General features: G+C 59.1%; 21 protein-coding genes. 10 read left to right on the forward strand and 11 right to left on the reverse strand.

Annotated elements, in window-relative coordinates:
* Window positions 1-47 precede the first annotated feature (47 nt).
* Window positions 48-2048, forward strand: a complete 2001-nt coding sequence (gene tkt, locus ACIQ1A_RS01890) for a transketolase (RefSeq protein WP_395769384.1) — start codon at window positions 48-50, stop codon at window positions 2046-2048.
* 24 nt (window positions 2049-2072) lie between these two features.
* Here tkt and ACIQ1A_RS01895 read toward each other — a convergent pair whose 3' ends face one another.
* Window positions 2073-2822 (reverse strand): sulfite exporter TauE/SafE family protein, encoded by a 750-nt coding sequence (locus ACIQ1A_RS01895; protein ID WP_395769385.1) that lies wholly within the window; start codon window positions 2820-2822, stop codon window positions 2073-2075.
* A gap of 116 nt (window positions 2823-2938) precedes the next feature.
* Here ACIQ1A_RS01895 and gap point away from each other — a divergent pair, with 116 nt between their 5' ends.
* Together gap and ACIQ1A_RS01905 are read left to right on the forward strand one after the other, a co-directional pair.
* Window positions 2939-3952, forward strand: a complete 1014-nt coding sequence (gene gap, locus ACIQ1A_RS01900; protein ID WP_395769386.1) for a type I glyceraldehyde-3-phosphate dehydrogenase — start codon at window positions 2939-2941, stop codon at window positions 3950-3952.
* A 134-nt stretch (window positions 3953-4086) separates the two neighbouring features.
* Complete coding sequence (locus ACIQ1A_RS01905; protein WP_395769387.1) at window positions 4087-4740, forward strand: sulfotransferase family 2 domain-containing protein; 654 nt, start codon at window positions 4087-4089, stop codon at window positions 4738-4740.
* Between the two features lie 11 nt (window positions 4741-4751).
* On the opposite strand, the gene ACIQ1A_RS01910 is transcribed toward ACIQ1A_RS01905, so the two are convergent.
* Window positions 4752-5708 (reverse strand): L-threonylcarbamoyladenylate synthase, encoded by a 957-nt coding sequence (locus ACIQ1A_RS01910; protein WP_395769388.1) that lies wholly within the window; start codon window positions 5706-5708, stop codon window positions 4752-4754.
* Between the two features lie 53 nt (window positions 5709-5761).
* Complete coding sequence (gene hemN / locus ACIQ1A_RS01915) at window positions 5762-7156, reverse strand: oxygen-independent coproporphyrinogen III oxidase (RefSeq protein ID WP_395769389.1); 1395 nt, start codon at window positions 7154-7156, stop codon at window positions 5762-5764.
* Window positions 7157-7267: 111 nt separating this feature from the next.
* Here hemN and ACIQ1A_RS01920 point away from each other — a divergent pair, with 111 nt between their 5' ends.
* Complete coding sequence (locus tag ACIQ1A_RS01920) at window positions 7268-8443, forward strand: phosphoglycerate kinase (protein WP_395769390.1); 1176 nt, start codon at window positions 7268-7270, stop codon at window positions 8441-8443.
* Here the strand turns inward: ACIQ1A_RS01920 and ACIQ1A_RS01925 are convergent.
* A complete protein-coding gene (locus ACIQ1A_RS01925; protein ID WP_395769391.1) occupies window positions 8440-9069 on the reverse strand; it encodes a GNAT family N-acetyltransferase in 630 nt (209 codons plus the stop codon). The genes ACIQ1A_RS01920 and ACIQ1A_RS01925 overlap by 4 nt on opposite strands.
* A 44-nt stretch (window positions 9070-9113) precedes the next feature.
* On the opposite strand from ACIQ1A_RS01925, the gene pyk reads away from it, so the two are divergent.
* The 5 genes from pyk to ACIQ1A_RS01950 all read left to right on the forward strand — a co-directional run bounded on the left by pyk (window position 9114) and on the right by ACIQ1A_RS01950 (window position 16879).
* Window positions 9114-10580: a pyruvate kinase gene (gene pyk, locus ACIQ1A_RS01930; RefSeq protein WP_395769392.1), complete on the forward strand. Its 1467-nt coding sequence runs from the start codon at window positions 9114-9116 to the stop codon at window positions 10578-10580.
* Window positions 10581-10642: 62 nt separating this feature from the next.
* Entirely contained in the window at window positions 10643-11650 is a 1008-nt protein-coding gene (locus tag ACIQ1A_RS01935) for a class I fructose-bisphosphate aldolase (RefSeq protein WP_395769393.1), read from the forward strand.
* A 118-nt stretch (window positions 11651-11768) separates the two neighbouring features.
* Window positions 11769-12797, forward strand: coding sequence for an efflux RND transporter periplasmic adaptor subunit (locus tag ACIQ1A_RS01940; protein WP_395769394.1), 1029 nt, complete (start codon window positions 11769-11771; stop codon window positions 12795-12797).
* Window positions 12794-15919, forward strand: a complete 3126-nt coding sequence (locus ACIQ1A_RS01945; protein ID WP_395769395.1) for an efflux RND transporter permease subunit — start codon at window positions 12794-12796, stop codon at window positions 15917-15919. Before ACIQ1A_RS01940 ends, ACIQ1A_RS01945 begins: the two co-directional genes overlap by 4 nt.
* Window positions 15920-15952: 33 nt before the next feature.
* Window positions 15953-16879: a TrmH family RNA methyltransferase gene (locus ACIQ1A_RS01950; RefSeq protein ID WP_395769396.1), complete on the forward strand. Its 927-nt coding sequence runs from the start codon at window positions 15953-15955 to the stop codon at window positions 16877-16879.
* A gap of 1 nt (window position 16880) precedes the next feature.
* Here ACIQ1A_RS01950 and ACIQ1A_RS01955 read toward each other — a convergent pair whose 3' ends face one another.
* From ACIQ1A_RS01955 to ACIQ1A_RS01970, 4 genes are read right to left on the reverse strand one after another with little or no spacing between them, the layout of a single operon-like run.
* Window positions 16881-18278, reverse strand: coding sequence for a M20/M25/M40 family metallo-hydrolase (locus tag ACIQ1A_RS01955; RefSeq protein ID WP_395769397.1), 1398 nt, complete (start codon window positions 18276-18278; stop codon window positions 16881-16883).
* A gap of 1 nt (window position 18279) precedes the next feature.
* Entirely contained in the window at window positions 18280-18705 is a 426-nt protein-coding gene (gene mscL / locus ACIQ1A_RS01960; protein WP_395769398.1) for a large-conductance mechanosensitive channel protein MscL, read from the reverse strand.
* Between the two features lie 22 nt (window positions 18706-18727).
* On the reverse strand, window positions 18728-19417 hold the full coding sequence (locus tag ACIQ1A_RS01965; RefSeq protein ID WP_395769399.1) for a fumarylacetoacetate hydrolase family protein: 690 nt from the start codon (window positions 19415-19417) through the stop codon (window positions 18728-18730).
* Window positions 19418-19469: 52 nt separating this feature from the next.
* Entirely contained in the window at window positions 19470-19733 is a 264-nt protein-coding gene (locus ACIQ1A_RS01970) for a hypothetical protein (protein ID WP_395769400.1), read from the reverse strand.
* A 143-nt stretch (window positions 19734-19876) separates the two neighbouring features.
* Between ACIQ1A_RS01970 and ACIQ1A_RS01975 the strand changes: the two genes are divergently transcribed.
* A complete protein-coding gene (locus tag ACIQ1A_RS01975; RefSeq protein WP_395769401.1) occupies window positions 19877-20131 on the forward strand; it encodes a Rieske (2Fe-2S) protein in 255 nt (84 codons plus the stop codon).
* Here the strand turns inward: ACIQ1A_RS01975 and ACIQ1A_RS01980 are convergent, their stop codons facing one another.
* The 3 genes from ACIQ1A_RS01980 to ACIQ1A_RS01990 are packed head-to-tail and all read right to left on the reverse strand — an operon-like array spanning window position 20132 to window position 23483.
* Window positions 20132-21970, reverse strand: coding sequence for an SLC13 family permease (locus tag ACIQ1A_RS01980; protein WP_395769402.1), 1839 nt, complete (start codon window positions 21968-21970; stop codon window positions 20132-20134).
* Between the two features lie 14 nt (window positions 21971-21984).
* Complete coding sequence (gene trmB / locus ACIQ1A_RS01985; protein WP_395769403.1) at window positions 21985-22689, reverse strand: tRNA (guanosine(46)-N7)-methyltransferase TrmB; 705 nt, start codon at window positions 22687-22689, stop codon at window positions 21985-21987.
* On the reverse strand, window positions 22689-23483 hold the full coding sequence (locus tag ACIQ1A_RS01990; RefSeq protein ID WP_395769404.1) for a thiazole synthase: 795 nt from the start codon (window positions 23481-23483) through the stop codon (window positions 22689-22691). The genes trmB and ACIQ1A_RS01990 overlap by 1 nt, the downstream gene beginning before the upstream one ends.
* Between the last annotated feature and the right edge of the window lie 15 nt (window positions 23484-23498).

Raw genomic sequence — 23498 nt, forward strand, 5'->3', positions numbered from 1 at the left:
AATCGGCTTTCGGGTAAAATAGCGCATCCCCGCACCCGAGCCGCCCCATGAGCGCATCCCGTACCGAGCTGGCCAACGCCGTCCGTTTTCTCGCCATCGATGCCGTGGAAGCGGCCAAGTCCGGGCATCCGGGCATGCCGATGGGCATGGCCGATATCGCCGAGGTGCTCTGGAACGGCTATTACCGGCATAATCCGGTCAATCCGAAGTGGCCCAACCGCGACCGTTTCGTACTGTCGAATGGCCATGGTTCGATGCTGCACTACGCCTTGCTGCACCTGTCCGGATATGATTTGCCGATCGATGAGCTGAAGCGTTTCCGCCAGCTGCATTCGCGCACTGCGGGCCATCCGGAAGCCGCGGAAACGCCCGGCGTGGAAACCACCACCGGTCCGCTCGGACAGGGCTTGGCCAATGCCGTGGGTTTTGCCTTGGCTGAAAAAGTACTGGCGCAACGTTTCAATCGCCCCGGTTTTGATGTCATCGATCACGCCACCTGGGTGTTTCTCGGCGATGGCTGCCTCATGGAAGGCGTTTCGCACGAGGCCGCCTCGCTGGCTGGAACCTGGGGTCTTGGCAAGCTGATCTGCTTCTGGGATGACAACAACATCTCTATCGACGGCAATACCGATGGCTGGTTCACCGACGATACACCCGCACGTTTCGAGGCCTATGGCTGGCAGGTCATCCGTCATGTCAACGGCCATGATCCGGTCGAGATTGATCAGGCCATCCGTACCGCGCAGGCCGAAATCGGCAAGCCGACCCTGATCTGCTGCCGGACCACGATTGGTTTCGGCTCACCGAACAAGCAGGGCAAGGAGAGTGCGCACGGTGCGCCGCTGGGTAAAGATGAAATCGCATTGACCCGAGCCGCGCTGAAATGGCCGCATGCGCCCTTCGAGATTCCTGATGCCGTGTACGATGCTTGGGATGCTCGGGATGCCGGTGGCAAGCGCGAAGCCGCATGGAATGTCCTGTTCAGCGCCTATGCCACGGCCCATCCGGAGCCGGCGGCCGAGCTGCAGCGTCGTCTGTCCGGAGCGCTTCCGGAAAACTTCGACAAGGCCGCGGCTGACTATATCGCCAAGCTGCAGGCCGAAGGCCCGGTCGTGGCCTCGCGTAAGGCTTCGCAGATGGCCATCGAGACCTTCGCGCCGCTGTTGCCGGAATTAATTGGGGGCTCCGCCGATCTGGCGCACTCCAACCTGACCTTGTGGAAAGGATCCAAGTCCGTTGCCGGTTCCGATGCCGATGCCAATTACGTGTACTACGGCGTCCGAGAATTCGGCATGAGCGCCATCGCCAACGGCCTGGCACTGCATGGCGGATTCCTGCCTTACGATGCGACCTTCCTGGTATTCTCCGATTATTCGCGCAACGCATTGCGCATGTCGGCATTGATTCCAGCCAATGCCATCCATGTCTTCACGCATGACTCCATCGGTCTTGGTGAAGACGGCCCGACCCATCAGCCGATCGAGCACATGGCCTCCTTGCGCTATATTCCGAACAATGATGTCTGGCGTCCCTGCGATGCCGTCGAGTCGGCAATGGCCTGGGCGGAAGCCATCAAACGTCGCGGCGGCCCGAGCTGTCTGGTGTTCAGCCGACAGAATCTGGCCCACCAGCCGCGCAGTCCGCAGCAGGTCGCCGATATCGCACGCGGTGCTTATGTGCTGTTTGAATCCAACCCCGGCGTCTGCGATGTCATTCTGATTGCAACCGGTTCGGAAGTGGAGCTGGCCGTGCAGGCCGCGAAGCAATTGGCCGGACAGGGCAAGGCCGTGCGTGTGGTGTCGATGCCGAGTACAACCGTGTTCGACCGCCAAGATGCCGCTTACCGTGAATCGGTGTTGCCGTCTGCCTGCAAACGCCGCGTGGCCGTTGAGGCCGGTACGCGCGACTTTTGGTACAAGTACGTCGGTCTCGACGGCGAAGTCATCGGCATGAATTCCTTCGGCGCTTCGGCACCGGCAGACCAGCTGTATGTGCACTTCGGCATTACCATGGATGCGGTGGTTTCGGCTGTTGAAAATCTGAAGTGATGCGCGGATTGCGTTCGTCTACAACTAGCTGAGTAGTAGTTTTCCGGCCGCTATCGCCAACACCACCGCCAGACTTTTGCGAAGCCGGTGCACGGGCCAACGCTGGATGCCCAGCTGTGTGCCGAGCACCGCGCCCAAGGCAACTGCCATCAGCCACAACGGCAATGCTTCCGGAAAGCTCTGATTGCTGCGTAATAGCCCGAGAATGGCCGCCAGCGAGTTCAGCCAGACGAAGGCGACCGACAGTCCCGAGGCCTCACGTGTGTGCGCCCAGCCCATGGCCAGGATCAGCGGCGTCAGGAAGATTGCACCGCCGGTGCCGGTAATGCCTGACAGACAGCCGATGGCAGCGCCGGCGGCCAGTGCGGCAGGCCATGGTACCGGTTTCGAGGACATGGATTCCCCGGTCTGCGCCAACTGCTGGCCGTTACGCCAGGCGCCGATGGCTGCGGTGAGGAGCAGTGCGCCCAGCAAAAAGCTGTAGGTTTCCTTGGGAATTTCCCACTGCGCCGCCAGAAAAGCCATCGGAATCGAGGCCAGCACGAAGGGCAGCACTTTGCGCCAGGGCACCAGATCGGCCCGGTAGAAACGCCAAAGACCGATACCACCGACTAAAATATTCAGTGCCAGCGCGGTCGGGCGCATCTGCTCCGGGGCGAAGCCGAGCAGGGCCATTGCGGCCAGATAGCCGCTGGCGCCGGCATGACCCACGGAGGAATAGAGCGCGGCCACCAGAAAGAACAGGCCGGCCAAGGCGAGGATATCTAAATCCATGGTGTACCGAAGCAGATGCAGTCAATCCACATGATACGGCATCCCCCGTTTGCCCAGCCCAGTGGCCCTGCAAACTTTGCTAAAATAGCGCTTTCACCGCCCACCGGGAGTCTCTAATGACCATCAAAGTTGCCATCAACGGCTATGGCCGCATCGGCCGCAATGTAATGCGCGCCCTCTATGAATCCGGCCGTACGAATGAAATCCAGGTGGTCGCCATCAACGATCTGGGCGATGCCGAAACCAATGCCCATCTGACCCAGTACGACACCGCCCATGGCAAGTTCCCGGGTACGGTCACCGCCGAAGGCGGCGATCTGATCGTCAACGGCGACCGCATCAAGGTCTATGCGGTGCGTAACCCGGCCGAAATTCCATGGGGCGCGCACGATGTCGACGTGGTCCTGGAATGCACCGGCCTGTTCACTTCCAAAGCCAAGGCCTCGGCGCATCTTGCCGGCGGCGCCAAGAAAGTCATCATTTCCGCGCCGGGCGACAAAGACGTCGACGGCACCTTCGTTTACGGCGTCAACCACCACCTGCTGAAGGCCGAGCATACCGTCATCTCCAACGCGTCCTGCACCACCAACTGCCTGGCGCCACTGGCCATGGCATTGCATGAGGAAATCGGCATCGTGCACGGCCTGATGACCACCATCCATGCCTACACCAATGACCAGGTGCTGACCGACGTGTTCCACAGCGACCTGCGCCGCGCCCGTAGCGCCACCATGAGCCAGATTCCGACCAAGACCGGTGCCGCTGCCGCAGTCGGCCTGGTGCTGCCGGAACTCAATGGCAAACTGACCGGTTTCTCGATGCGTGTTCCGACCATCAACGTCTCGGTCGTCGATCTGTCATTCGTCGCTGCCCGCGAAACCACCAAGGAAGAAATCGATGCGGTGCTGAAGGCCGCTTCCGAGGGTCCGCTCAAGAATATCCTCGGTTACAACAGCAAGCCGCTGGTGTCGATCGACTTCAACCACAATCCAAACAGCTCGGTCTATGACAGCACCCTGACCCAGGTCATGGGCGGTACGCTGGTCAAGGTCTGCTCCTGGTACGACAACGAGTGGGGCTTCTCCAACCGCATGCTCGATATGACGGTTGCCCTGATGAATGCCAAGTAAGCACAATCAGACGAAGTAAGAAAAAGCCCGCGATTGCGGGCTTTTTCATATTGAAATGAATTGATTGTGGTGGGGTGTGCTAAATTGCTACTAATTGTTAATCTAGTTGTAAGGTGTCAACAGAGAGCTAAAAAATGAAGTTTCCATTCATCGAAAAATTCAAAAATAGAATTGGGTTGCACTTTAATTCCCCATTACGTAAGGGCCCGAAACGCGATTTCGTTTTCATTCACATCAATAAGACCGCTGGTACCAGTATCGTCAGTTATACCGGAAAGCCTTTTAGGAAGCACCTGACGGCAAAGGAAGTTATCGATGTCATTGGAAATGAAAAGTGGAATTCCGCCTACAAGTTTACGGTTGTTCGGAACCCTTGGGATAAAATGTTCTCGCACTACAAACATAATATAAAGACTAAGCCTAAGACAATGATGAAAAATGACGGAGTTGAGTTTGTTTCATTTTCCGAGTGGTTAAAGTTTACATTAGGGCCGGATAAGGATAAGAAATTCTATAATCGCCCTCAGCATTTTTTGCCTCAGGTTGAATGGCTGAAAGATTACAATGGCCAAATCAAGATGGATAAAATAATCCATTTTGAAAATTTGGCGCACGAATATAAGTCAGTAGCAGATGATTTAGGATTTCCTGAAGAACTTCCGCATTTGAATTCAACTCTAGTGTCCACATACCATGAATTTTATGATGACTTCAGTGCGAAGTTAGTGGCAGATTGGTTTCAGGAGGACTTGAAGGAATTCGGCTACAGTTTTGATAGTCAATCGTAAGGCTTTCAACGTTAACTACCGGCGCCAGCTAGGGCGCGTTTGATGCGGTCATTCACCGCCAGCCAGTCCGGTCCGGAAGGCGGCTGTTCAATCAGGATGAACGCGGCATTGCAGGAGTCAAGCTCGCGTAGGGCAGCATACAGGCCATGGGCGTAAGCTTCGGCTTGTGCCGGCAGACTGAGCCCCTGCGTTTTCGCAGGCAGGGCATCGAGTGCCAATAGCACACTGTGCGGTTCGTCCGCGGCAGCTTCAATCAGGCGCCTGCGTTCCAGCATGCGCATCGGCGTGCGCGGCGCATAGTGGGCGTCCAGACTTCCAGAAACTCGCGGGCTGGCGGTGATCAAGCCACTTTGCAGGTCAGGCAGGAATGGCAGAAGCTGTTCACGCCGGATATGACCCTCACGCAGTATGCGGGGAGGACTTTGGCTGAGATCGACGATGGTACTTTCGATGCCGACCGGGCAGGGACCGCCATCCAGAATCAGCGGTGCGTTTTCGCCGAATTCATCACGAACATGGTCGGCACTGGTCGGTGAGATGCGGCCGAAACGGTTGGCCGAGGGCGCAGCCAGGCCGCCGCCGAAGGCCCGAAGCAATGAAAGCGTCAGCGGATGGTCCGGAGAACGGAGACCGACGGTATCCTGGCCACCGGTCACCGCGTCTGGCACATCCGAACGCTTTTTCAGAATCAAGGTCAGGGGGCCGGGCCAAAAGTGTGTCGCCAACTTTTTTGCCGATTCCGGAATCGTGCTCGCCCAAGCCTCGATGGCATCCGAGCCAGCGATATGTACGATCAAAGGGTGGTCGGAGGGCCGGCCTTTCAGAGCGAATATCCGCGCAACGGCTTCGGCATTGCGCGCATCGGCCGCTAACCCGTAGACGGTTTCAGTCGGAATCGCTAAAAGGCCGCCGCCCCGGAGGATGGCGACGGCTTCGGCAATCGTTGGCGTTGATGGATGTTCTGGCATGCGAAGCGCCCTGAATTCAGGCTATTTTCGCATACGCTACGGGCTTTAGGGGTTCAGCGCGCCTGCCGCAGCAATTCGCTCGGTATCGTCTTCTTCGGCAGGTAGGCATCGAAGCGCGAAGCGATGACCCTGAGCAGTAGACGCCCGCGCGGCAGCACGGTCAGTGAGGCCGAGTCCAGAGCAATCAAGCCGTCTTCGGCCAAGGCCGGAAGCTGTTCCAGTTCGTCGCGGAAGTAATCCGCGAACACGATGCCGAAACGCCGCGCGATCTCATCAAACTGCATATGACCCTGGCACATGATGGACTGAATGACATCGGCACGGATACGGTCGTCGTTGTGCGTGCGCAGGCCGCGGACAGTAGCCGGTTTTCCGGATTGCGCACACGCCGTCCATGACGGCAGGTCTTTGACATTCTGCGCGTAGCAGTCCCCGATTTGGCTGATGGCACTGACCCCGAATCCGACCAGATCGGTTTGCTTGCGGGTGGTGTAACCCATGAAATTTCGGTGCAGATCGCCACTGGCCTGGGCCAGAGTGAGTTCATCTCCGGGCAGGGCGAAATGATCCATGCCGATGTAGACATAGCCTTCGGCCATCAGGGTTTCCACCGCGAGCTGGAACAAGGCCAGTTTGCGTTCCGGATCGGGGATGCTCAGGACATTGATCTTGTTCTGGGCTTTGAACAGTTCCGGCATGTGTGCATAGCTATAGAGCGCGATGCGGTCCGGGCGAATGCGGGCAACCGTTGCGAGGGTTGCCGCGAACGTTTCCGTGTTCTGCATCGGCAGTCCGTAGATCAGGTCGAAATTAACCGAGCCGAAACCGTTGGCTTTGCAGGCATTGAAGATATCGCGGATGCGATCGGTGTCCTGCAAGCGGTTGATGGCCAGTTGGACTTGCGGGTCGAAATCCTGGATGCCCAGACTGACGCGGTTGAAGCCAATGGCACGCAGGGCGCCGATGTCAGCAACATCGACCGTTCGCGGATCGACTTCGATTGAGAAATCGCGTTCGCGCTCGGGAGCGAAATGGAAGTTGCGGGCGAACTCCTGCATCAGCTCAGCCAGTTGGCTGATATTGAGCGCGTTCGGGGTGCCGCCGCCCAGATGCAGCTGCACCACTTCGCGATCGCGGTCGAACAGGGGAGCCAGCATCCGGACTTCCTTGAGCAGGTTTTCCAGATAGTCCTGTTTCTTGTCGGCGTCGCGGGTAATGATCCGGTTGCAGCCGCAATAGAAACACGGGCTGAAGCAGAACGGAATGTGAGCATACAAAGACAGTGCGCGCGGAATAGGATCTTCGTTGCTTTCGGCAATAGCCTTCAATAGCTCCGTGCTGCCGAACTGCGGACTGAACTGCGGGGCGGTCGGGTACGAGGTGTAACGCGGCCCGACACCGTCATAGCGACGGATCAGGTCCGGGTCGAAAAGGGTGGCTTGGCTCATGTCCGAAATCCTAAACGCCTCCGCCGGATTTGGCTTTGATTCAAGTCAAAGGATTGGGAAATGCCCTGAAAAATGCGACAATAATATTTATTTTCAACAGGAAGCCAAGCCATGACCGTGCTCCGGATGACCGATCTCGATTTGCGCGGCAAACGTGTGCTGATCCGTGAAGACCTCAATGTTCCGGTGAAAGAGGGACGGATCACTTCCGAGCAGCGGATCAAAGCCGCATTGCCGACACTACGCTTGGCCTTGGAAATGGGGGCGGCGGTGATGGTGACCTCGCATCTGGGCCGACCAACCGAAGGCGTTTGGTCGGAAGTCGATTCACTGGCACCGGTGGCGGCCCGCCTGTCCGAACTGTTGGGCCTGCCGGTACCGCTGAAACGCGATTGGCTGGATGGCGTGGATGTCCATCCGGGACAATTGGTGTTGTTGGAAAACTGCCGGATGAATGTCGGTGAGGGTGCCGACGACGCGGCGCTGTCCCAGAAAATGGCCGATTTGTGTGATGTGTATGTCATGGATGCCTTTGGCACCGCGCACCGCGCCCAAGCCAGCACGCATGGCGCCATCCGCGCTGCGAAAATCGCCTGCGGCGGTCCGCTGTTGATGGCGGAGCTGGATGCCTTGGCCAAAGCGTTGGAGGCCCCGCAGCGGCCTTTACTGGCGATTGTCGCAGGATCTAAAGTATCGTCAAAACTGGCACTGTTGGCCAACCTGGTCGGCAAGGTCGATCAACTCATTGTCGGCGGTGGCATCGCCAATACGTTCATGGCCGCGGTCGGTCTGCCGGTCGGCAAATCCCTGTACGAACCGGATCTGCTCGACACGGCCAAGGCCATTTTGGCCGACGCCAAGGCCCGTGGTGCCGATATCCCGATTCCCTCCGATGTGGTCGTGGCCAAAACCTTCGCGGCCGATGCCGATGCTGCAGTGAAAGCCGTTGCCGATGTTGAGGCGGATGATTTGATTCTGGACATCGGGCCGGATACGGCGGCGCGTTATGCCACCCTGATCGAGCAAGCCGGCACGGTGATCTGGAACGGCCCGGTCGGTGTGTTTGAATTCGATGCCTTTGCCAAAGGCACGGAAGTGCTGGCAAGGGCCATAGCCCGATCCTCAGCGTTCTCGATTGCCGGCGGCGGCGATACATTGGCGGCCGTCGATAAATTCGGCATCGAGGCCGACGTTGGTTACATCTCGACCGGTGGTGGTGCCTTTCTGGAGTTCTGTGAAGGCAAGCCCTTGCCGGCGGTCACCGCATTGATGGAACGCGGGGTTTAATCCGCATCGAATCGGTAACCCTGTCTTTCCAGATACGCGATCCATTCCGATCGCAGCAGGCCGAAAATCAGTGAGTCCTGGATGCCATCCGGATGAAAGAAGCGTTCGCGCAGAAGACCCTCGCGTTGGAAACCCAGGCGCTCCAGGACCTTGTTCGAACGGAAGTTGTTGGGTTCGGTGTCGGCCTCGATACGGTGTAGCCCGAGCTCGAGAATCCCATAGCTGATCGCCAGTGTGGCGGCTTCCTGCGCCAGCCCTTTGCCCCAGTACTCGGGCATTAAGGCATAACCCAGTCCGGCACGGGCATGCTGTGGATTGATTTCGTAAAGGGTGGCGGTGCCGATCATGGCGTCGCTGTTGGTGTCGGCCACGATCCAGTTCAGCAGGTCGCGTCTGACGAAGCCGTCAAGGATGGTTTTCGCGTAGTCGACGGCCTCCTGCCGGTCTGTCATTGGTCCGCGGCTCCAGTAGCGCATCACCTGCGGGTTGGAGAACAGCGCGAAAAGCCCGTCGTGGTCGGAATCCCGGATGCCGCGCAATCGTATGCAGTCGCTTTCAAGTACCGGAAAATCCGATAGTGTGGCAAGCTTGTCTTTGATACACTGCATCGATGCGTGCATGGTCATGGCTGATCCGGCTTTGGCTTAATCCAAGAGTATAAATCCAATATATGAGCATCCACTTCCGCCGAACCAAGATACTGGCCACGCTTGGTCCTGCGACCGATCAGCCCGGCGTACTGGCCCAGATCATCGAAGCCGGCGTCAATGTGGTACGCATGAATTTCTCGCACGGCACCGCCGAGCAGCATGCCGAGCGGGTGACCCGCGTGCGCGAGATTGCCGCCAGCCTCGGTCGCGAAGTCGGCATTCTGGCCGATCTGCAGGGCCCCAAGATACGCATCGAAAAATTCGCCAATGACAAAGTCCATCTGGTCAACGGCAGCGAATTCCGTCTGGTCTGCCGCGCCGATGCACCGCTGGGTGACGAAACCCAGGTCGGTGTCAGTTACCTCGGTCTGGTCAAGGATGTCGCGCCCGGCGATACCCTGCTGCTGGACGATGGGCTGGTAGCTTTGATGGTCAAAGCCCTCGACGGCGACACCATCGTCACCGAAGTGCTGGCTGGCGGTGCGCTGTCCAACCGCAAGGGCCTGAACCGTCTTGGCGGCGGCCTCTCTCTGGACGCCTTGTCCGAGCAGGATAAAGAGCACATCGCCATTGCCGCCAAGCTGGATGTCGATTTTCTCGCAGTTTCATTCTGCCGCAGCGCGGCCGATATTGAACTGGCCCGTTCGATTGCGCTCAGTCACGGGTCCTATGCCCACATTGTGGCCAAGATCGAACGCGCCGAGGCCATCGAACGTCTGGTGGAAATCACCCAGGCCAGCGATGTGGTCATGGTCGCCCGCGGCGATCTGGGTGTCGAAATCGGCGATGCCGAGCTGCCCGGCCTGCAGAAGCTGATCATCAAGACCGCGCTGGAATGCAACAAGGTGGTGATTACCGCCACCCAGATGCTGCAGTCGATGGTTGATAATCCGATACCGACGCGCGCCGAAGTGCTGGACGTCGCCAATTCAGTGATTGATGGTACCGATGCCGTGATGCTGTCCGCCGAGACCGCATCCGGCGCCTATCCGGTCAAGGCGGTGGAGGCGATGAACCGCATTTGTCTCGGCGCCGAGCGTCAGTTCAAGCACGACACCGATTTCGAAGCGGCGCCGCGTGATCTTGAGCGCGTCGACCAGGCCATCGCGATGTCGGCCATGTTCATTGCCGAGCACATCAAGCTGCGCGGCATCATCGCCTTGACCGAATCCGGCGGCACGGCCCGCTATCTGTCCCGGTTCCGTGCCAATGTGCCGCTGTTTGGACTGTCGCGTTTCGGCTATGCCCGCCGGCGCATGGCATTGATGCGTGATGTCGCGCCGGTCAATTTCGATTCCGAAGGCCAGTCCATGCGGGTCGCAGCCCGCAAAGCCATCAAGCAGCTGTTCGATCAGGGCTATTTGGCCGCAGGCGACCGCGTGCTGATTACCAGTGGCGATCACATGGAGCAGCACGGCGCCACCAACACCCTGCGCCTGCTGGCGGTGGGCGAGGGCGGCCGAACCGAAGGTCTGGGCGACCTGTAACCCCGGCGCTCCGTGGCCATGGGGTATAATATCGCCACCCCAACCAGCCCCGGATCGCCCTCATGAGCATCGACCAACTCCCTGAAATCGCCCAAGCCATGGTTGCCCGCGGCAAAGGCATCATCGCCATCGACGAATCCAACGCCACCATCAAGAAGCGCTTTGATACCGTGGGTGTGGAAAACACCGAAGAAAACCGCCGCGCCTATCGCGAAATGCTGCTGACCACGCCGGGTCTTGGCGAGCATATTTCCGGCGCTATTCTTTATGACGAAACCCTGCGCCAGAAAACCAAGGACGGCGTACCGTTCACCCAGGTCATGATGGATAACGGCATCCTGCCCGGCATCAAGGTCGACAAAGGCACCACGCCGCTGGCCGGCTTTCCGGGCGAAGTGGTCACTGATGGTCTCGACGGTCTGCGCGAGCGCCTGAATGAATATGCCGGTCTCGGCGCCAAGTTCGCCAAATGGCGTGCGGTCATCAACATCAACATTGAAGACGGCATGCCGTCGGATACCTGCATCGAGGCCAATGCCCACGCGCTGGCCCGCTACGCCGCCCTGTGCCAGGAAGCCGGCATCGTACCGATGGTCGAGCCGGAAGTGATCATGGACGGCGAGCATGACATCGACGATTGCTTCGTGGTCACCGAAAAGGTGCTTCGCGCGCTGTTCAATGCCCTGTATCAGCATAATGTGATGCTGGAAGGCACCATCCTGAAAGCCAGCATGGTCATCCCGGGCAAGGATTGTCCGGATCAGGCCTCGGTCGAAGACGTTGCCGACTACACCGTGCAGTGCCTGAAGTCGGCCGTGCCGGCTGCGCTGCCGGGCATCGTGTTCCTCTCCGGCGGTCAATCCGACGAAGATGCCACCGCGCATCTGAACGAAATGAACAAAGTGGAAAACCTGCCGTGGCCGCTGAGCTTCAGCTACGGCCGCGCCATGCAGTCCGCCGCCCTGAAGATCTGGGGTCAGGATATCGTCAACAACGTCGGTAAAGCCCAGGAAACCGTGCATGCCCGTGCCCGTGACAACGGACTGGCAGCCATGGGTGAGTGCAAGTAAGGCGTAGCGCACAGTTCTTCCGAAAACGCCGGCTTGCCGGCGTTTTCTTTACGCGCCATTAACGGCGTCGGCGACTAAGCCGTTTATAATCGAAGGCATGATCCTGAAGGAATTCCCCATGCGTGTTTCACTGATGGCTTTGGTTCTGCTGGCGACGGCCTGCAGCAGCGATGAAAAAGGTCCGGGCAGAGAGTCCGGTCCGCCGGCCACGGTGACCGTGGTCACTGTCGCTCCCGAGTCCTGGAGCGACCGCATCCAGGCCATCGGTACCGCCAAGGCCCGGGAGTCCGTGGTCATTGCTGCCAAACAGTCCGAGCGCATCGCAGCCGTCCGTTTTGAAAGCGGTCAGCGGGTCGCCAAAGGACAGGTTCTGGTCGAGCTGGATGCCGGCACGGTCAAAGCCGAGCTGGCGGAAGCCCAGGCCAATTTGAATGATCTGAACGCACAGGTCACGCGTCTTCAGAATCTGCAGAGTCGGCAATTGGTCGCAAAAGGCCAGCTTGATACCGTGATTGCCTCCCGTAATGCTGCCCGGGCACGCGCGCAGGCGGCGCAGGAGCGTCTCAATGACCGCATCATCCGTGCGCCCTTCGCCGGTGTTCTCGGTCTGCGTCAGGTCAGTCAGGGTCAGTTTGTTTCGGCCGGTGCAATCATGGTCAATCTGGATGACCTCGATCATCTGTGGGTGGATTTCCCGGTGCCGGAAGGTCTTTTGTCGCAACTGAAAACCGGGATGGCGCTGGAGCTGCAGGCCGATGCCGCGCCCGGTCAAGCACTCTCTGCGCAGGTCGTGGGCATCGACTCGCGTGTGGATATCGCCACGCGCGCCATCATGGTGCGGGCCGCCATCGATAATGCCGGCGGACTGGTCCGGCCGGGAATGCTCATGCGGGTATCTCTGCAGCAGGATGCGGTACAGGCCTTGGTGATTCCCGAGCTGGCCGTGCAGCAGGTCGGCAACCGCACTTTCGTTTTTGTCGCGGGAGCCGATGGCGTCGCCACCAGCCGTAATGTCCGTGTCGGTAGCCGCCATGACGGCAAGGTCGAGGTGATCGAAGGCCTCAAGACCGGCGAGAAGGTGGTGCTCGACGGTACTTCGAAACTGCGTGACGGACAGAAGCTGAAAGTGGTTCCGGCCGCGCCATGATCCTTTCCGATATTTCGATCAAGCGCCCGGTATTTGCCGCAGTCATCAGCCTGATGCTGGTGACCGTTGGACTGATTGCCTTCACGCGTCTGCCCTTGCGTGAATTGCCGAATATCGATCCACCGGTGGTTTCCATCGATGTCGCTTACCCCGGAGCTGCTGCCGGCGTGGTTGAAACGCGTGTGACCCAGGTGCTTGAAGATGCCGTGGCTGGCATCGAAGGCGTCGACCTGGTCACCAGCTCGTCACGCAACGGACGCGCTTCAGTCAATCTTGAGTTCACCCTGGAACGCGATATCGAGTCCGCCGCCAACGATGTGCGCGATGCCGTGAGCCGTGTTGCCGATCGTCTTCCCGAGGAAGCCAATGCTCCGGAAATTGCCAAAGTGGAAGCCGATGCCGATGTCATCATCTGGATCCGCGTCGTGCAGAAGGGTGCCGATGCGCTGGCATTGACTGACTATGCCGACCGCTATCTGGCGGACCGTTTCTCCAGCATTCCCGGTGTGGCCCAGGTAAGGCTTTCCGGTGGCCAGCGTTATGCGATGCGGGTCTGGCTGAACGACGACGCCTTGACGGCACGTGGGCTCACCGTGGCGGATGTCGAAAGTGCATTGCGCCGTGAGAATCTCGAATTGCCGGCTGGCCGATTGGAATCGCAGGACCGTGATTTCCTGCTTCGCGTCAACCGCAGTTTCGACTCGCCGGCGGCTTTCGAAAAGCTGGTGCTGAAGACCATGAATGATGGCCAGAGCATCGTCCTGTCCGATGTCGCGCGCATCGCCCGCGAGTCCGCCGACCGCCGCGCCTGGTTCCGCGGCAATGGAGAGCCGCAACTTGCTCTGGGCATCATCAAAACGTCCACGGCCAACGCATTGCAGGTTTCGCGGGATGTCCGTGCGGAAATCAATCGGATCAATCCGGGGCTTCCGGAAGGCATGACCATGGGTATCAATTTCGATACCACCGTGTTCATCGACGCCGCGGTTAAAAAAGTCTATAGCACGCTGTTCGAAGCCATCGCTCTGGTGTTGTTGGTGATCTGGCTGTTCCTCGGCAGTGTACGCGCCGCGCTGATTCCGGCGGTTACGGTACCGGTGTGTCTGATGGCGGCATTCATCGCACTCTGGTTATTCGGGTATTCCATCAATCTGCTGACCTTGTTGGCGTTGGTGCTGTGTATCGGCCTGGTGGTCGATGATGCCATCGTAGTGCTTGAGAACGCCCAGCGCCGCATCGATGCCGGAGAGCCGCCGATGCTGGGGGCATTCCGCGGCACCCGCCAGGTCGCTTTTGCCGTCATTGCCACCACGGCCGTGTTGGTGGCGGTATTCCTGCCGATGGCGTTCATCGAAGGAAACAACGGCCGTCTTTTCCGCGAACTGGCGGTAACGATGGCCAGCGCCATTGCCATTTCGGCGGTTGTCGCGTTGACTCTGACTCCGATGATGTGTTCATTGATTCTGAAACCCCATAAAGCCGGTGCGACCGGTTTCGAGGCGCGGATCAACGCATTCCTCGAGCGCGTGAGTCAGGCGTATTCGCAGAAACTGCAGGCGCTTCTGGCAAAACGCAATACCATTGGTATCGCCATGCTCGCGATTCTCGGTGCCAGTGCAGTGCTCTACCTGCTGGTACCCAAGGAGTTGGCTCCGGCCGAGGACCGTGGCGTATTTTTCGTTTCGGTCAATGGCCCCGAGGGCGCGGGTTTCGATTACACCGTCAAGCAGATGGAGCAGGTGCAGGCCGAACTGATGGCACTGCGGACGAAATCCGAGGCCATCGACCGTATCAATGCGGTAGTCCCCGGTGGATTCGGCGCCAGTGAAGAAATGCACACCGGCCGTGCCACCGTGCTGCTGAAACCCTGGAAGGACAGGGACACGGACACCTCCGCCATCGTTGAAGAGTCCCGGAAATTGCTGTCTAAGATTCCCGGTGTACAGGCACGGCCCCAGCAGCCGAGCGGATTGGTCCGTGGCGGCGGCCAGCCGGTCCAGCTGGTTCTGCAGGGCTCGGATTATAACGAGTTGGTGCAATGGCGCGACCGCCTGCTCAAGCGCATGGAAGAAAATCCGGATTTGACCGGGCCGGATTCCGATTACAAGGAAACCCGTCCCCAGCTTCGTCTCGACATCAATCGTGAACGGGCAGCGGCACTGGGGGTTTCGAATCAGGCCATCGGCAGTACTTTGGAAAGCATGCTCGGTTCGCGCCGTGTCGGCACCTACGTGGAAGGCGGTGAAGAATACGATGTGATTGTTCAGGCCGATGCCGAGCAGCGCCGTTCGCCATCGGATCTGTTGTCCATGCATGTACGTACCGGTAGCGGACAACTGGTGCCCTTGGCATCGGTCATCGATGTGCGTGAATTGGCCGAGCCCGGCAGCTTCAATCGCTTCAATCGCCTGCGTGCCATCACGGTGTCGGCAGGGCTGAAACCGGAGGCGAATCTGGGTGAGGCCCTGGATTGGATGCAGAAAACCGCCAAAGAAGAACTTCCGAGCACCGTGCAGATCGACTTCAAAGGACAGTCCCGTGAATACCTGAAGTCGGGTCAGGCGATACTGTTTACCTTTGCGCTGGCGCTGCTCATCGTGTATCTCGTTCTGGCGGCGCAGTTTGAAAGCCTGATCCACCCCTTGGTTATTCTTCTGACGGTTCCGATGGCGGTTTTCGGAGCATTGCTCGGACTGTGGATTATGGGAGGCAGTCTCAATCTGTTCAGCCAGGTCGGGATTATCATGCTGATTGGTCTTGCGGCCAAGAACGGCATCCTGATTGTCGAATTCGCCAATCAGCGCCGTGACGCCGGACTGGGTGTCGATGCAGCCATCATCGAGGCGGCTTCGGTGCGCTTGCGTCCGATTTTAATGACATCCATTGCCACGGCGGCGGGCGCTTTGCCGCTGATGCTCGGCACTGGCCCGGGATCCGGGTCGCGTCAGGCCATCGGTATCGTGGTGGTGTTCGGCGTTCTCTGCGCCACGTTGCTGACTTTGTTCATCGTGCCAGTCATGTACCGTTGGCTTGCGCCGTATACGCAGTCTCCGGAGCAGCGCGCCCGTGATTTGAGCAAGCAAGAAGCCGCGACGCCGGATGCAGAAGGCGCGATGCATTGATGCGTCGCGAATAACAGCGAACAGGGGTAATTTATGACGGACCCGAAAGACAAGCACCCGCTTTACCGCGGTCCTGGCCAGGGCCGTGAGGAAGGTCGCGGACCGCGTCCGCCGCGCCGTGATGACCGTCAAGGTCCGCGCATACCGCATCGTGCCGAACGTGCTGCGCCGCGTCCACCTTACGGTGATGTCGAAGGCCGGCAGGACGATTCGTGGCCTGCAAAGCCAAAGGAGTTCCGTATTTATGGTCTGAACGCGTGCCTTGCCGCATTCAGGGCGCGGCCAGAGAGCGTCCGCAAGCTTTGGTTGCTGGAGTCGCGTATCCCGAAGCTGCAGGAATTGCTCGCTTTCTGTGTCAAGAACCGCATCGGCTATAACGTGGTGGAAAACGAAGATCTCGAGAAACTCACAGCCAGCGCCCATCACGAAGGGGTGTGTCTGGCGATGCTGCCGCAGCCGGAATTGAACTTATCCAACTGGCTGATGACGGCTCCGACCGGCCGTTGCCTGTTGCTTTGGCTGGACGGTGTCGGCAATCCGCACAATCTCGGCGCCATCATGCGTTCGGCCGCCCACTTCGGCGTGGCGGCCATTCTGCTGCCGAAAACCTCGAGCCTCAGTCATTCCGGTGCCGCGTCACGTGTGGCTGAGGGCGCCGCCGAACATGTGCCGTTGATTCGGCTTGGACGGACGGATAACGCCATTGCACAGCTGGCCTCGGCCGGCTTTACCCTGGTCAGTACCGTGGTCCGTGGCGGCAGCGACGTGTTCCGATCCGAGTTGCCCGCGCGTTGCGTCATGGTGATGGGCGCAGAGCAGACCGGAGTGGATTCCGATTTGCTTGCCGCAAGCGGCCTGCGTGTGGAGGTGCCAGGCACGGGACAGGTTGAAAGCCTCAACGTATCCGCGGCGGCGGCGGTACTGCTTGCGGAATGGCGACGTCAGAACAGCAAAGCCTGACTCAGTTCTCAATCTTCGGAATCTGAGGCTGGATATCCACATTGGTTTCCGCAGCCAGATATGCCAGAACGGCGTAAGCGGCGACCTGTTGGTCGAGATCCTTCGCGTTAATCTTATCGAGGGTGTCGTTGGCGGTGTGGTGGTAATCGAAATAATCACTGCCATCCTGTTGCAACTCCACCCAGGGCAGACCATAGGGTACGCTCGGGCTGATGTCCGGGCCGGGACCACCGCCTTCCGCCGGAAGAATGCCCAAGGGCTCCAGCACTTTGGCGATACTTGCAATCACCGGCCGGGATTGTTCAGATACGCCGGCACTCAGGGCATAGATACGGCCAGCGCCGAAATCGCTTTCGGCGCCGAGCTGGTGTTTGTCCATAACTCCTTTCATAGCTTCGGCATAAGCCTTGCCGCCAAGCAGACCCTGCTCCTCATTGGCAAACGCAATCACACGGATGGTGCGTTTCGGAGCCTGCTTCAGGTCACCGATAAGTGCACCGGCGGCCATGGTGATGGCGACACCGGCGCCGTCGTCGATGGCGCCCGTACCCAGATCCCATGAATCCAGATGGCCGCCGATAATGACCACTTCATCGGGCTTGCTGCGACCGGTGATTTCACCGATGACGTTGTACTCGGTTTTGCTTCCGCTGAATCCCGCCTGGATATTCATTTCCACCATCACCGGTTTGCCGCGCCGGAGCATGTTCGCCAGAAGATCGGCATCGGGAACCGACAGGGCAGCGGCTGGAATCTTCACCACACCGTCCTCGTATTTCATCATGCCGGTATGCGGCAGCCGGTCGGAATCGGTGCCGACCGAACGGATCAGCAGCGCCGAGGCCCCCTTGCGTGCCGCTTCGGAGGCGCCGGCGCGTCGCACGTTGCTCACGGGGCCGTAACCGCTGCCATCCCTGGCACGCTTCATTTTCAGATTTACGAATGCGATTTTTCCCGCCAAGGAGCCATCCGGTATCGCCTTCAATGCATCAAGATCGGCAAACTCGACCACTTCCGCGCGCAAATCGCCCGGTGTGCTTTCACTGCCGCCGAGCGCGGTCAATACCAATGGCTGCGGAAACGGACTGATGACGCGCGCCGATTCCGAGCGACGCTGCCAGACCGGAAACGTCACCGGCTGCAGCCAGACCTTGTCGTATCCAAGGGTCTTGAATTTCGCCTGTGCCCAAGCGGTGGCACGGTCGTAGGCTTCGCTACCGCCCATGCGGGGGCCGACCTCGGTGGTCAGCGACTCAACGATGGCGTATCCCTTGGATCCACCCACGGCGGCATCCCGGAGATCCTCTGCGGTACGGATGGCTTTATTACCGAGCCCGGATTCAGCAGATGCGGTCAGAGCCGCGCATGCGAGCAGGATCGCGTGCAGGTACGGGCGCACTTCAGGCTCCCGGCTTTTTAAGGGCGTCGCGGATTTCCGTCAGCAGTTTGACTTCATCGCTGGGCTCAACCGTTGCCGGTGCTTCCGGCTGCTCCTGACGGCGGACGCGGTTGATGGCTTTGATGACCAGGAAAATCACCAGTGCGATGATGGTGAAGTCGACGATGGTTTGGATGAAGGCGCCGTAATTGAGCAGAACGGCCGGCATGGTTTCCTTGCCATCCGCGCCCAAGGCGGCAGGCCGCAATACGGCCGAGAGGCTCTTGAAATCAGCGCTACCGATGAGGTAAGACACCGAAGGCATGATCAGGTCATTGACCATCGACGTGACGATTTTTCCGAATGCGCCGCCGATGACCACGCCGACCGCAAGATCGATGACATTGCCGCGCAGTGCAAATTCCTTGAATTCCGAAAGTATGCTCATGATGCGTTTCTCCTGTGAGTGTTCAGATGATGGTGCCGTGCAGTTCCGCAATACCCTGCAATTCGGCATGGAAGCGGTCGCCCTTGTGCAGTGCCGCCACGCCGGACGGGGTGCCCATGAAAACAAGATCGCCCGGTTGCAGGGCATACAGCCCGGACAGTGCCAGCAGGATATCACTGACTGAAAAAATCATATCACCCAGACAGGCTTGTTGCCGCTGAATGCCGTTGACATGCAGGCTTAGCAAAGTATCCGCATTGAGGTGCGCCTCTTGAATCGGCACGATGTCGCTGATCGGAGCCGAGGCGTCGAAGCCTTTGGCGGTATCCCATGGCAGGCGTTTTTCCTTGGCGGCGGCCTGCAGGTCACGGCGGGTCAGATCCAGACCGACGGCATACCCGTATACGGCCTGCAGGGCGTTCTCGGCACTCCAATGTTCAGGCAACGAAGGGCCAAGCGCCAACACGAGCTCAACCTCGTGATGAAAGTCTGAAGTACAGCTCGGGTAGGGGATGTGCGGATTTTGAATTACGGCGTCGGACGGTTTCATGAAGAAAACGGGACTGCCTTTGGAAGGCTCGGCGCCCATTTCACGCGCGTGCTCGGCAAAGTTGCGTCCGACACAGTAAATCCGGTGCACGGGAAAGCGTTTGCTGCTACCGGCGATGCCGATACTGGCTTGATCCGGTGGCGGGAATGCGTAGTCCGTCATAAGGGCTTCCTGAAAAGTCCAGTCTAACGGTATTGGGCGTTTTTTTTACAAATTACCGGGACAGACTGATCGGCGACTTGTCGACCACGGTGTATTCACCATCGAGCACATCGGCACGCGACGGCGCAGGGGTGGTTTTCTTTCCGAGACGCTTCAACAGGAAGCTGGCGATCAGCATGAATACGCCCATGAAAATGGCGAAAACGCAGACGCCGAACAGGAAGAACAGGCCGAGCACGGAGAATACGGCCTTCAGTACCGGATTACGGGGCTTGTTGGGGCGGGCCAGCAAAAGACGATGGAAAATACTGCGCATGGATGTGCTATAAAACTCAGGGAGTCGACAGTATGCCGAGGCAGGGATTGGAAAGTGTAAATTGTTCGTTAATAGCAATCTCGGTTCTTGAAAATGAGACGCCGGTCACAATAAACCCATTGATTCGCGGTGAATCCACGCCTTTGATCGTGATCCGCTGTGGCGATATGGTTCAGGTTTATGCCAATCGCTGCCCGCATCAGGGCCGGCGCCTGGATTACGCCCCGGACCGCTTTCTGATCAAGGATGCGACTCTGGTCTGCGCCGCACACGGTGCGGTATTCGGCATGGCCGATGGCCTCTGTCTGCAAGGACCCTGTCGCGGTGAGTCGCTGATGCCTTACGCCTGCCAGTGGCAGGATGGCGTGTTGCGCATCGAGTGGCCAGCCCAGGACTGACTAGAAAAGCAGATTGACGCCGATGACCGATACCGCCAAGTACAGGAAAGTAATCGGTAATCCATTGCGCCAGAGGTCGCGCGTGGTGTATCCGGCAGGCCCGGCTATCATCGAGACCACCGGATTGGAGTGGCTGATGAAGTTATTGGACGCGCACAGAGCCGCCAGGAAGGCATAGGCCATCGGATTGCCATCCGCGGCCAGTGCGATGTTGATGGCCATCGGCACCATGACCACCGTAGCGCCGACATTGCCGATGACCAAAGCCAGGCAGGTAGTGAAAATCGCCAGCGTCGTCTGGATCAGCCAATCCGGCACCCCGGCGCCCAAGCGCTCGATAGTGTGTTGGGCAAGCCAGTTGGCGGCGCCGGTGGAATCCATGGCGATACCGAGGGGAATCAGGCAGGCCATGGTGAATACCGTTTTCCAGCTGATCGAGGCGTAGGCTTCCTCCATATCAAGCACGCCGGTAACGATCATGAGCACGGCGCCTGCCATCAGGGCAATCGGTAATGGCACCAGCGTGCTCAATGCCAGCAGCATGCTACCGGTGAAAATGCCCAGAGCCACGCGCAGTTTGTGTGGCCGCTGTTCCTGCTTTGGATAATCGGTGATGACCACGAAATCTTTGTTGGCATTGGCCTGGGCCAGGTCGTTCCAGTTGGAATGGAATACCAGAATGTCGCCGGCGCGGATCGGCAGATTACGGATGTTGCGGCGCAGGACTTTTTTATCGCGGTTGATGGCGAGCAGGCTGATGCCATAACGTTTGCGCAGACGCAGCTCGGCCTGCGCTTTGCCGATGAACGGCGAATTGCTGGGAATGACCGCCTCGGAAATGCCGGACTGCGATGGGTTGAACAGGTCACCGAGCACACGCAGGCGCTGGGAGAATTTCAGCTGCTTGCTTTTGGCATAGGCGCTGACCATTTCCGGCGTGCCCATCACGCCGATGACGCTGCCGGCGCTCAAGCGCTCGTCGGCCGGTGGCGCCATGCGTGATTCGGTGCCGCTGTGCAGCGCAAGGTAAAGCGGTGCGCCGATTTCGGCCTCGGCATCGCCGATGCTCATGCCGACCAGCGGGCTTTCCGGCGTGAGCACGAGTTCATGCACATCGCCTTCGATGCCATAAGCGTTCGCGAAGTAATGTTCCGGTGTATTCGGATTGACGTTGCTGCCGGTTTCCGGAAGAAATCCGAGGTGCTTGCGGAAGCGGAAGTAGAGCAGGCCCAGACCGAGCAATACCAGACCGATCGGCAATGGTCGGAACATCGGCAGGTCTTCCAATGTCGCGACACCCGAGGGAAGGTTCTGGTTGGCCGAGCGCAACAGATCATTCAGCAGCATCAGTGGGGAGTTGCCGATCATGGTCAGCTGCGCGCCGAGAATGATACAGGCAGCGATTGGCAGCAACAGTTGTCCCAGTCCCATGCCGGTACGGCTGGAAAGGCGCGCGGCAACCGGAAGGAACAGCGATGTGACTGCCGGATTCTGCATGAACCCGGACATGCCGCCGGCAGCGGCCGAGGTTATCAGAACCAGCCGTTGCTCTTGGCCATTGGATCGGCGCAATAACCAGCCAGCCAAGCGGTTGAGCGCGCCGGTACGGTCGAGTGCGGTACTGAGGATCATCGACGCCATGACGCTGATGACCGCGTTGCCGGCGAAGCCTTTGAACAGATCGGTTTCCGAAACGACACCGGTGAAGCCGAGGATGACCAGTGCCAACAAGGAGGCGGCATCGGCGCGGATGCGCTCGAACATCAGCATGGCGATGATGAAGCCGGTCAGACCCAGCACGATCAGCATGTCTTGTGTTAGAACCAGACCGCTATGCATGCGTGATACGACTCCTATCGGCGGGTGTAAAGCAGATCCCAGACGCCATGGCCGAGATTCCGGCCGCGGTTCTCGAAGTGCGTCTGCCGGCGCCAGGCCGGGCGATCAACGGAGTGGCATGGTCCGGCAGTTGCCAGCAACTCCGGTTCATTGTCACAGACTTCCCACATGTGCTCAACATATTCCTGCCAGTCGCTGGCCAGATGCAGACGTCCGCCGGATTTGAGTTTACGGCAAAGCAGGGCAACGAAGTCCGGCTGGATGAGCCGACGTTTATGATGACGTTTTTTATGCCAGGGATCCGGAAAGTAGATGCGAACTTCCGACAGGCTGCCGTCCGGGATGTCATCGCGCAGTACTTCCACCGCATCGTGGCAATAGATGCGCACATTGTCGAGATGGGCATCGGCCACGGCATTGAGCGCCCGTCCGACCCCGGGGGAGTGCACTTCAATGCCGATGAAATTGCGTTCCGGTTCATGGAGAGCCCCGAACAGCAGCTGCTCACCGTTGCCGAATCCGATTTCAACGACCAAATCCGCCGGCTTGGGGAACACGGTGCTGAAATCCACTGGCTGTCCCGAGTAATCCAGACCAAGGGTCGGCCAATGCACGTTGAAGGCACGCTTCTGCGATTCGGTGGCCCGGCCCTGACGCAATACGAAACTGCGGATGCTGCGGACTGATTTTTCTGGAAGCGGGGATTCGGTATCCGACATCAGAAGAACAGGCCATCCAGAGGTGAGGAGGCGTTGGCATAGCGGCGTTTCGGCATGCGTCCGGCCAGAAAGGCTTCGCGTCCTGCTTGCACGGCCTTACACATCGCCGAAGCCATCAGAATCGGATCTTTGGCAGCAGCGATGGCGGTGTTCATCAGCACGCCGTCGCAGCCAAGCTCCATGGCAATGGCGGCATCCGATGCGGTTCCGACGCCGGCATCAACCAGTACCGGAACCTTGGCGTTTTCGATGATTTCGAGCAGGCTCCATTTGTTCTGGATACCCAGTCCCGATCCGATCGGAGCCGCCAGCGGCATGATGGCCACGCAGCCGATTTGTTCCAGTTGCTTGGCAACGATCGGGTCATCCGAGGTATACACCATGACATCGAAGCCGTCGGCCACCAGGCGTTCGGCGGCGAGCAGGGTTTGGGTGACATGCGGAAACAGCGTTTTCGGGTCGCCGAGTACTTCCAGTTTCACCAGCGTGTGGCCATCGAGCAGTTCACGTGCCAGATGGCAGGTGCGCACAGCGTCTTCGGCGTTATAGCAACCCGCAGTGTTGGGCAGCAGTGTGAAGCGATCCGGCGGCAGAAAATCCAGCAGATTCGGCTCACCCTTGTTCTGACCGAGATTGGTCCGGCGCAGGGCGACAGTGACGATTTCCGCCCCGGCGGCATCGGTAGCGTCGCGGGTCTGTTGAAAGTCGGTGAATTTCCCGGTACCGGTCAGTAGACGGGAGCGGTAGGTTTTCCCGGCGATAATCAGCGGGTCATGGATTGTCGGCGTGCTCATGCGTCTATTATCGCC

Source organism: Arenimonas sp., from assembly GCF_044353605.1.
Classification (GTDB): Bacteria; Pseudomonadota; Gammaproteobacteria; order Xanthomonadales; family Xanthomonadaceae; genus Arenimonas.

Bases quoted from the DNA above. Each gene is read 5' to 3' on its own strand.
- ACIQ1A_RS01920 (WP_395769390.1), top strand. From the start codon at position 7,268: ATGACCGTGCTCCGGATGACCGATCTCGATTTGCGCGGCAAACGTGTG.
- ACIQ1A_RS01980 (WP_395769402.1), bottom strand. From the start codon at position 21,970: ATGCATAGCGGTCTGGTTCTAACACAAGACATGCTGATCGTGCTGGGT.
- tkt (WP_395769384.1), top strand. From the start codon at position 48: ATGAGCGCATCCCGTACCGAGCTGGCCAACGCCGTCCGTTTTCTCGCC.
- ACIQ1A_RS01905 (WP_395769387.1), top strand. From the start codon at position 4,087: ATGAAGTTTCCATTCATCGAAAAATTCAAAAATAGAATTGGGTTGCAC.
- ACIQ1A_RS01945 (WP_395769395.1), top strand. From the start codon at position 12,794: ATGATCCTTTCCGATATTTCGATCAAGCGCCCGGTATTTGCCGCAGTC.
- gap (WP_395769386.1), top strand. From the start codon at position 2,939: ATGACCATCAAAGTTGCCATCAACGGCTATGGCCGCATCGGCCGCAAT.
- trmB (WP_395769403.1), bottom strand. From the start codon at position 22,689: ATGTCGGATACCGAATCCCCGCTTCCAGAAAAATCAGTCCGCAGCATC.
- ACIQ1A_RS01950 (WP_395769396.1), top strand. From the start codon at position 15,953: ATGACGGACCCGAAAGACAAGCACCCGCTTTACCGCGGTCCTGGCCAG.
- ACIQ1A_RS01965 (WP_395769399.1), bottom strand. From the start codon at position 19,417: ATGACGGACTACGCATTCCCGCCACCGGATCAAGCCAGTATCGGCATC.
- pyk (WP_395769392.1), top strand. From the start codon at position 9,114: ATGAGCATCCACTTCCGCCGAACCAAGATACTGGCCACGCTTGGTCCT.
- ACIQ1A_RS01895 (WP_395769385.1), bottom strand. From the start codon at position 2,822: ATGGATTTAGATATCCTCGCCTTGGCCGGCCTGTTCTTTCTGGTGGCC.
- ACIQ1A_RS01970 (WP_395769400.1), bottom strand. From the start codon at position 19,733: ATGCGCAGTATTTTCCATCGTCTTTTGCTGGCCCGCCCCAACAAGCCC.
- ACIQ1A_RS01940 (WP_395769394.1), top strand. From the start codon at position 11,769: ATGCGTGTTTCACTGATGGCTTTGGTTCTGCTGGCGACGGCCTGCAGC.
- ACIQ1A_RS01990 (WP_395769404.1), bottom strand. From the start codon at position 23,483: ATGAGCACGCCGACAATCCATGACCCGCTGATTATCGCCGGGAAAACC.
- ACIQ1A_RS01925 (WP_395769391.1), bottom strand. From the start codon at position 9,069: ATGACCATGCACGCATCGATGCAGTGTATCAAAGACAAGCTTGCCACA.
- ACIQ1A_RS01935 (WP_395769393.1), top strand. From the start codon at position 10,643: ATGAGCATCGACCAACTCCCTGAAATCGCCCAAGCCATGGTTGCCCGC.
- hemN (WP_395769389.1), bottom strand. From the start codon at position 7,156: ATGAGCCAAGCCACCCTTTTCGACCCGGACCTGATCCGTCGCTATGAC.
- mscL (WP_395769398.1), bottom strand. From the start codon at position 18,705: ATGAGCATACTTTCGGAATTCAAGGAATTTGCACTGCGCGGCAATGTC.
- ACIQ1A_RS01910 (WP_395769388.1), bottom strand. From the start codon at position 5,708: ATGCCAGAACATCCATCAACGCCAACGATTGCCGAAGCCGTCGCCATC.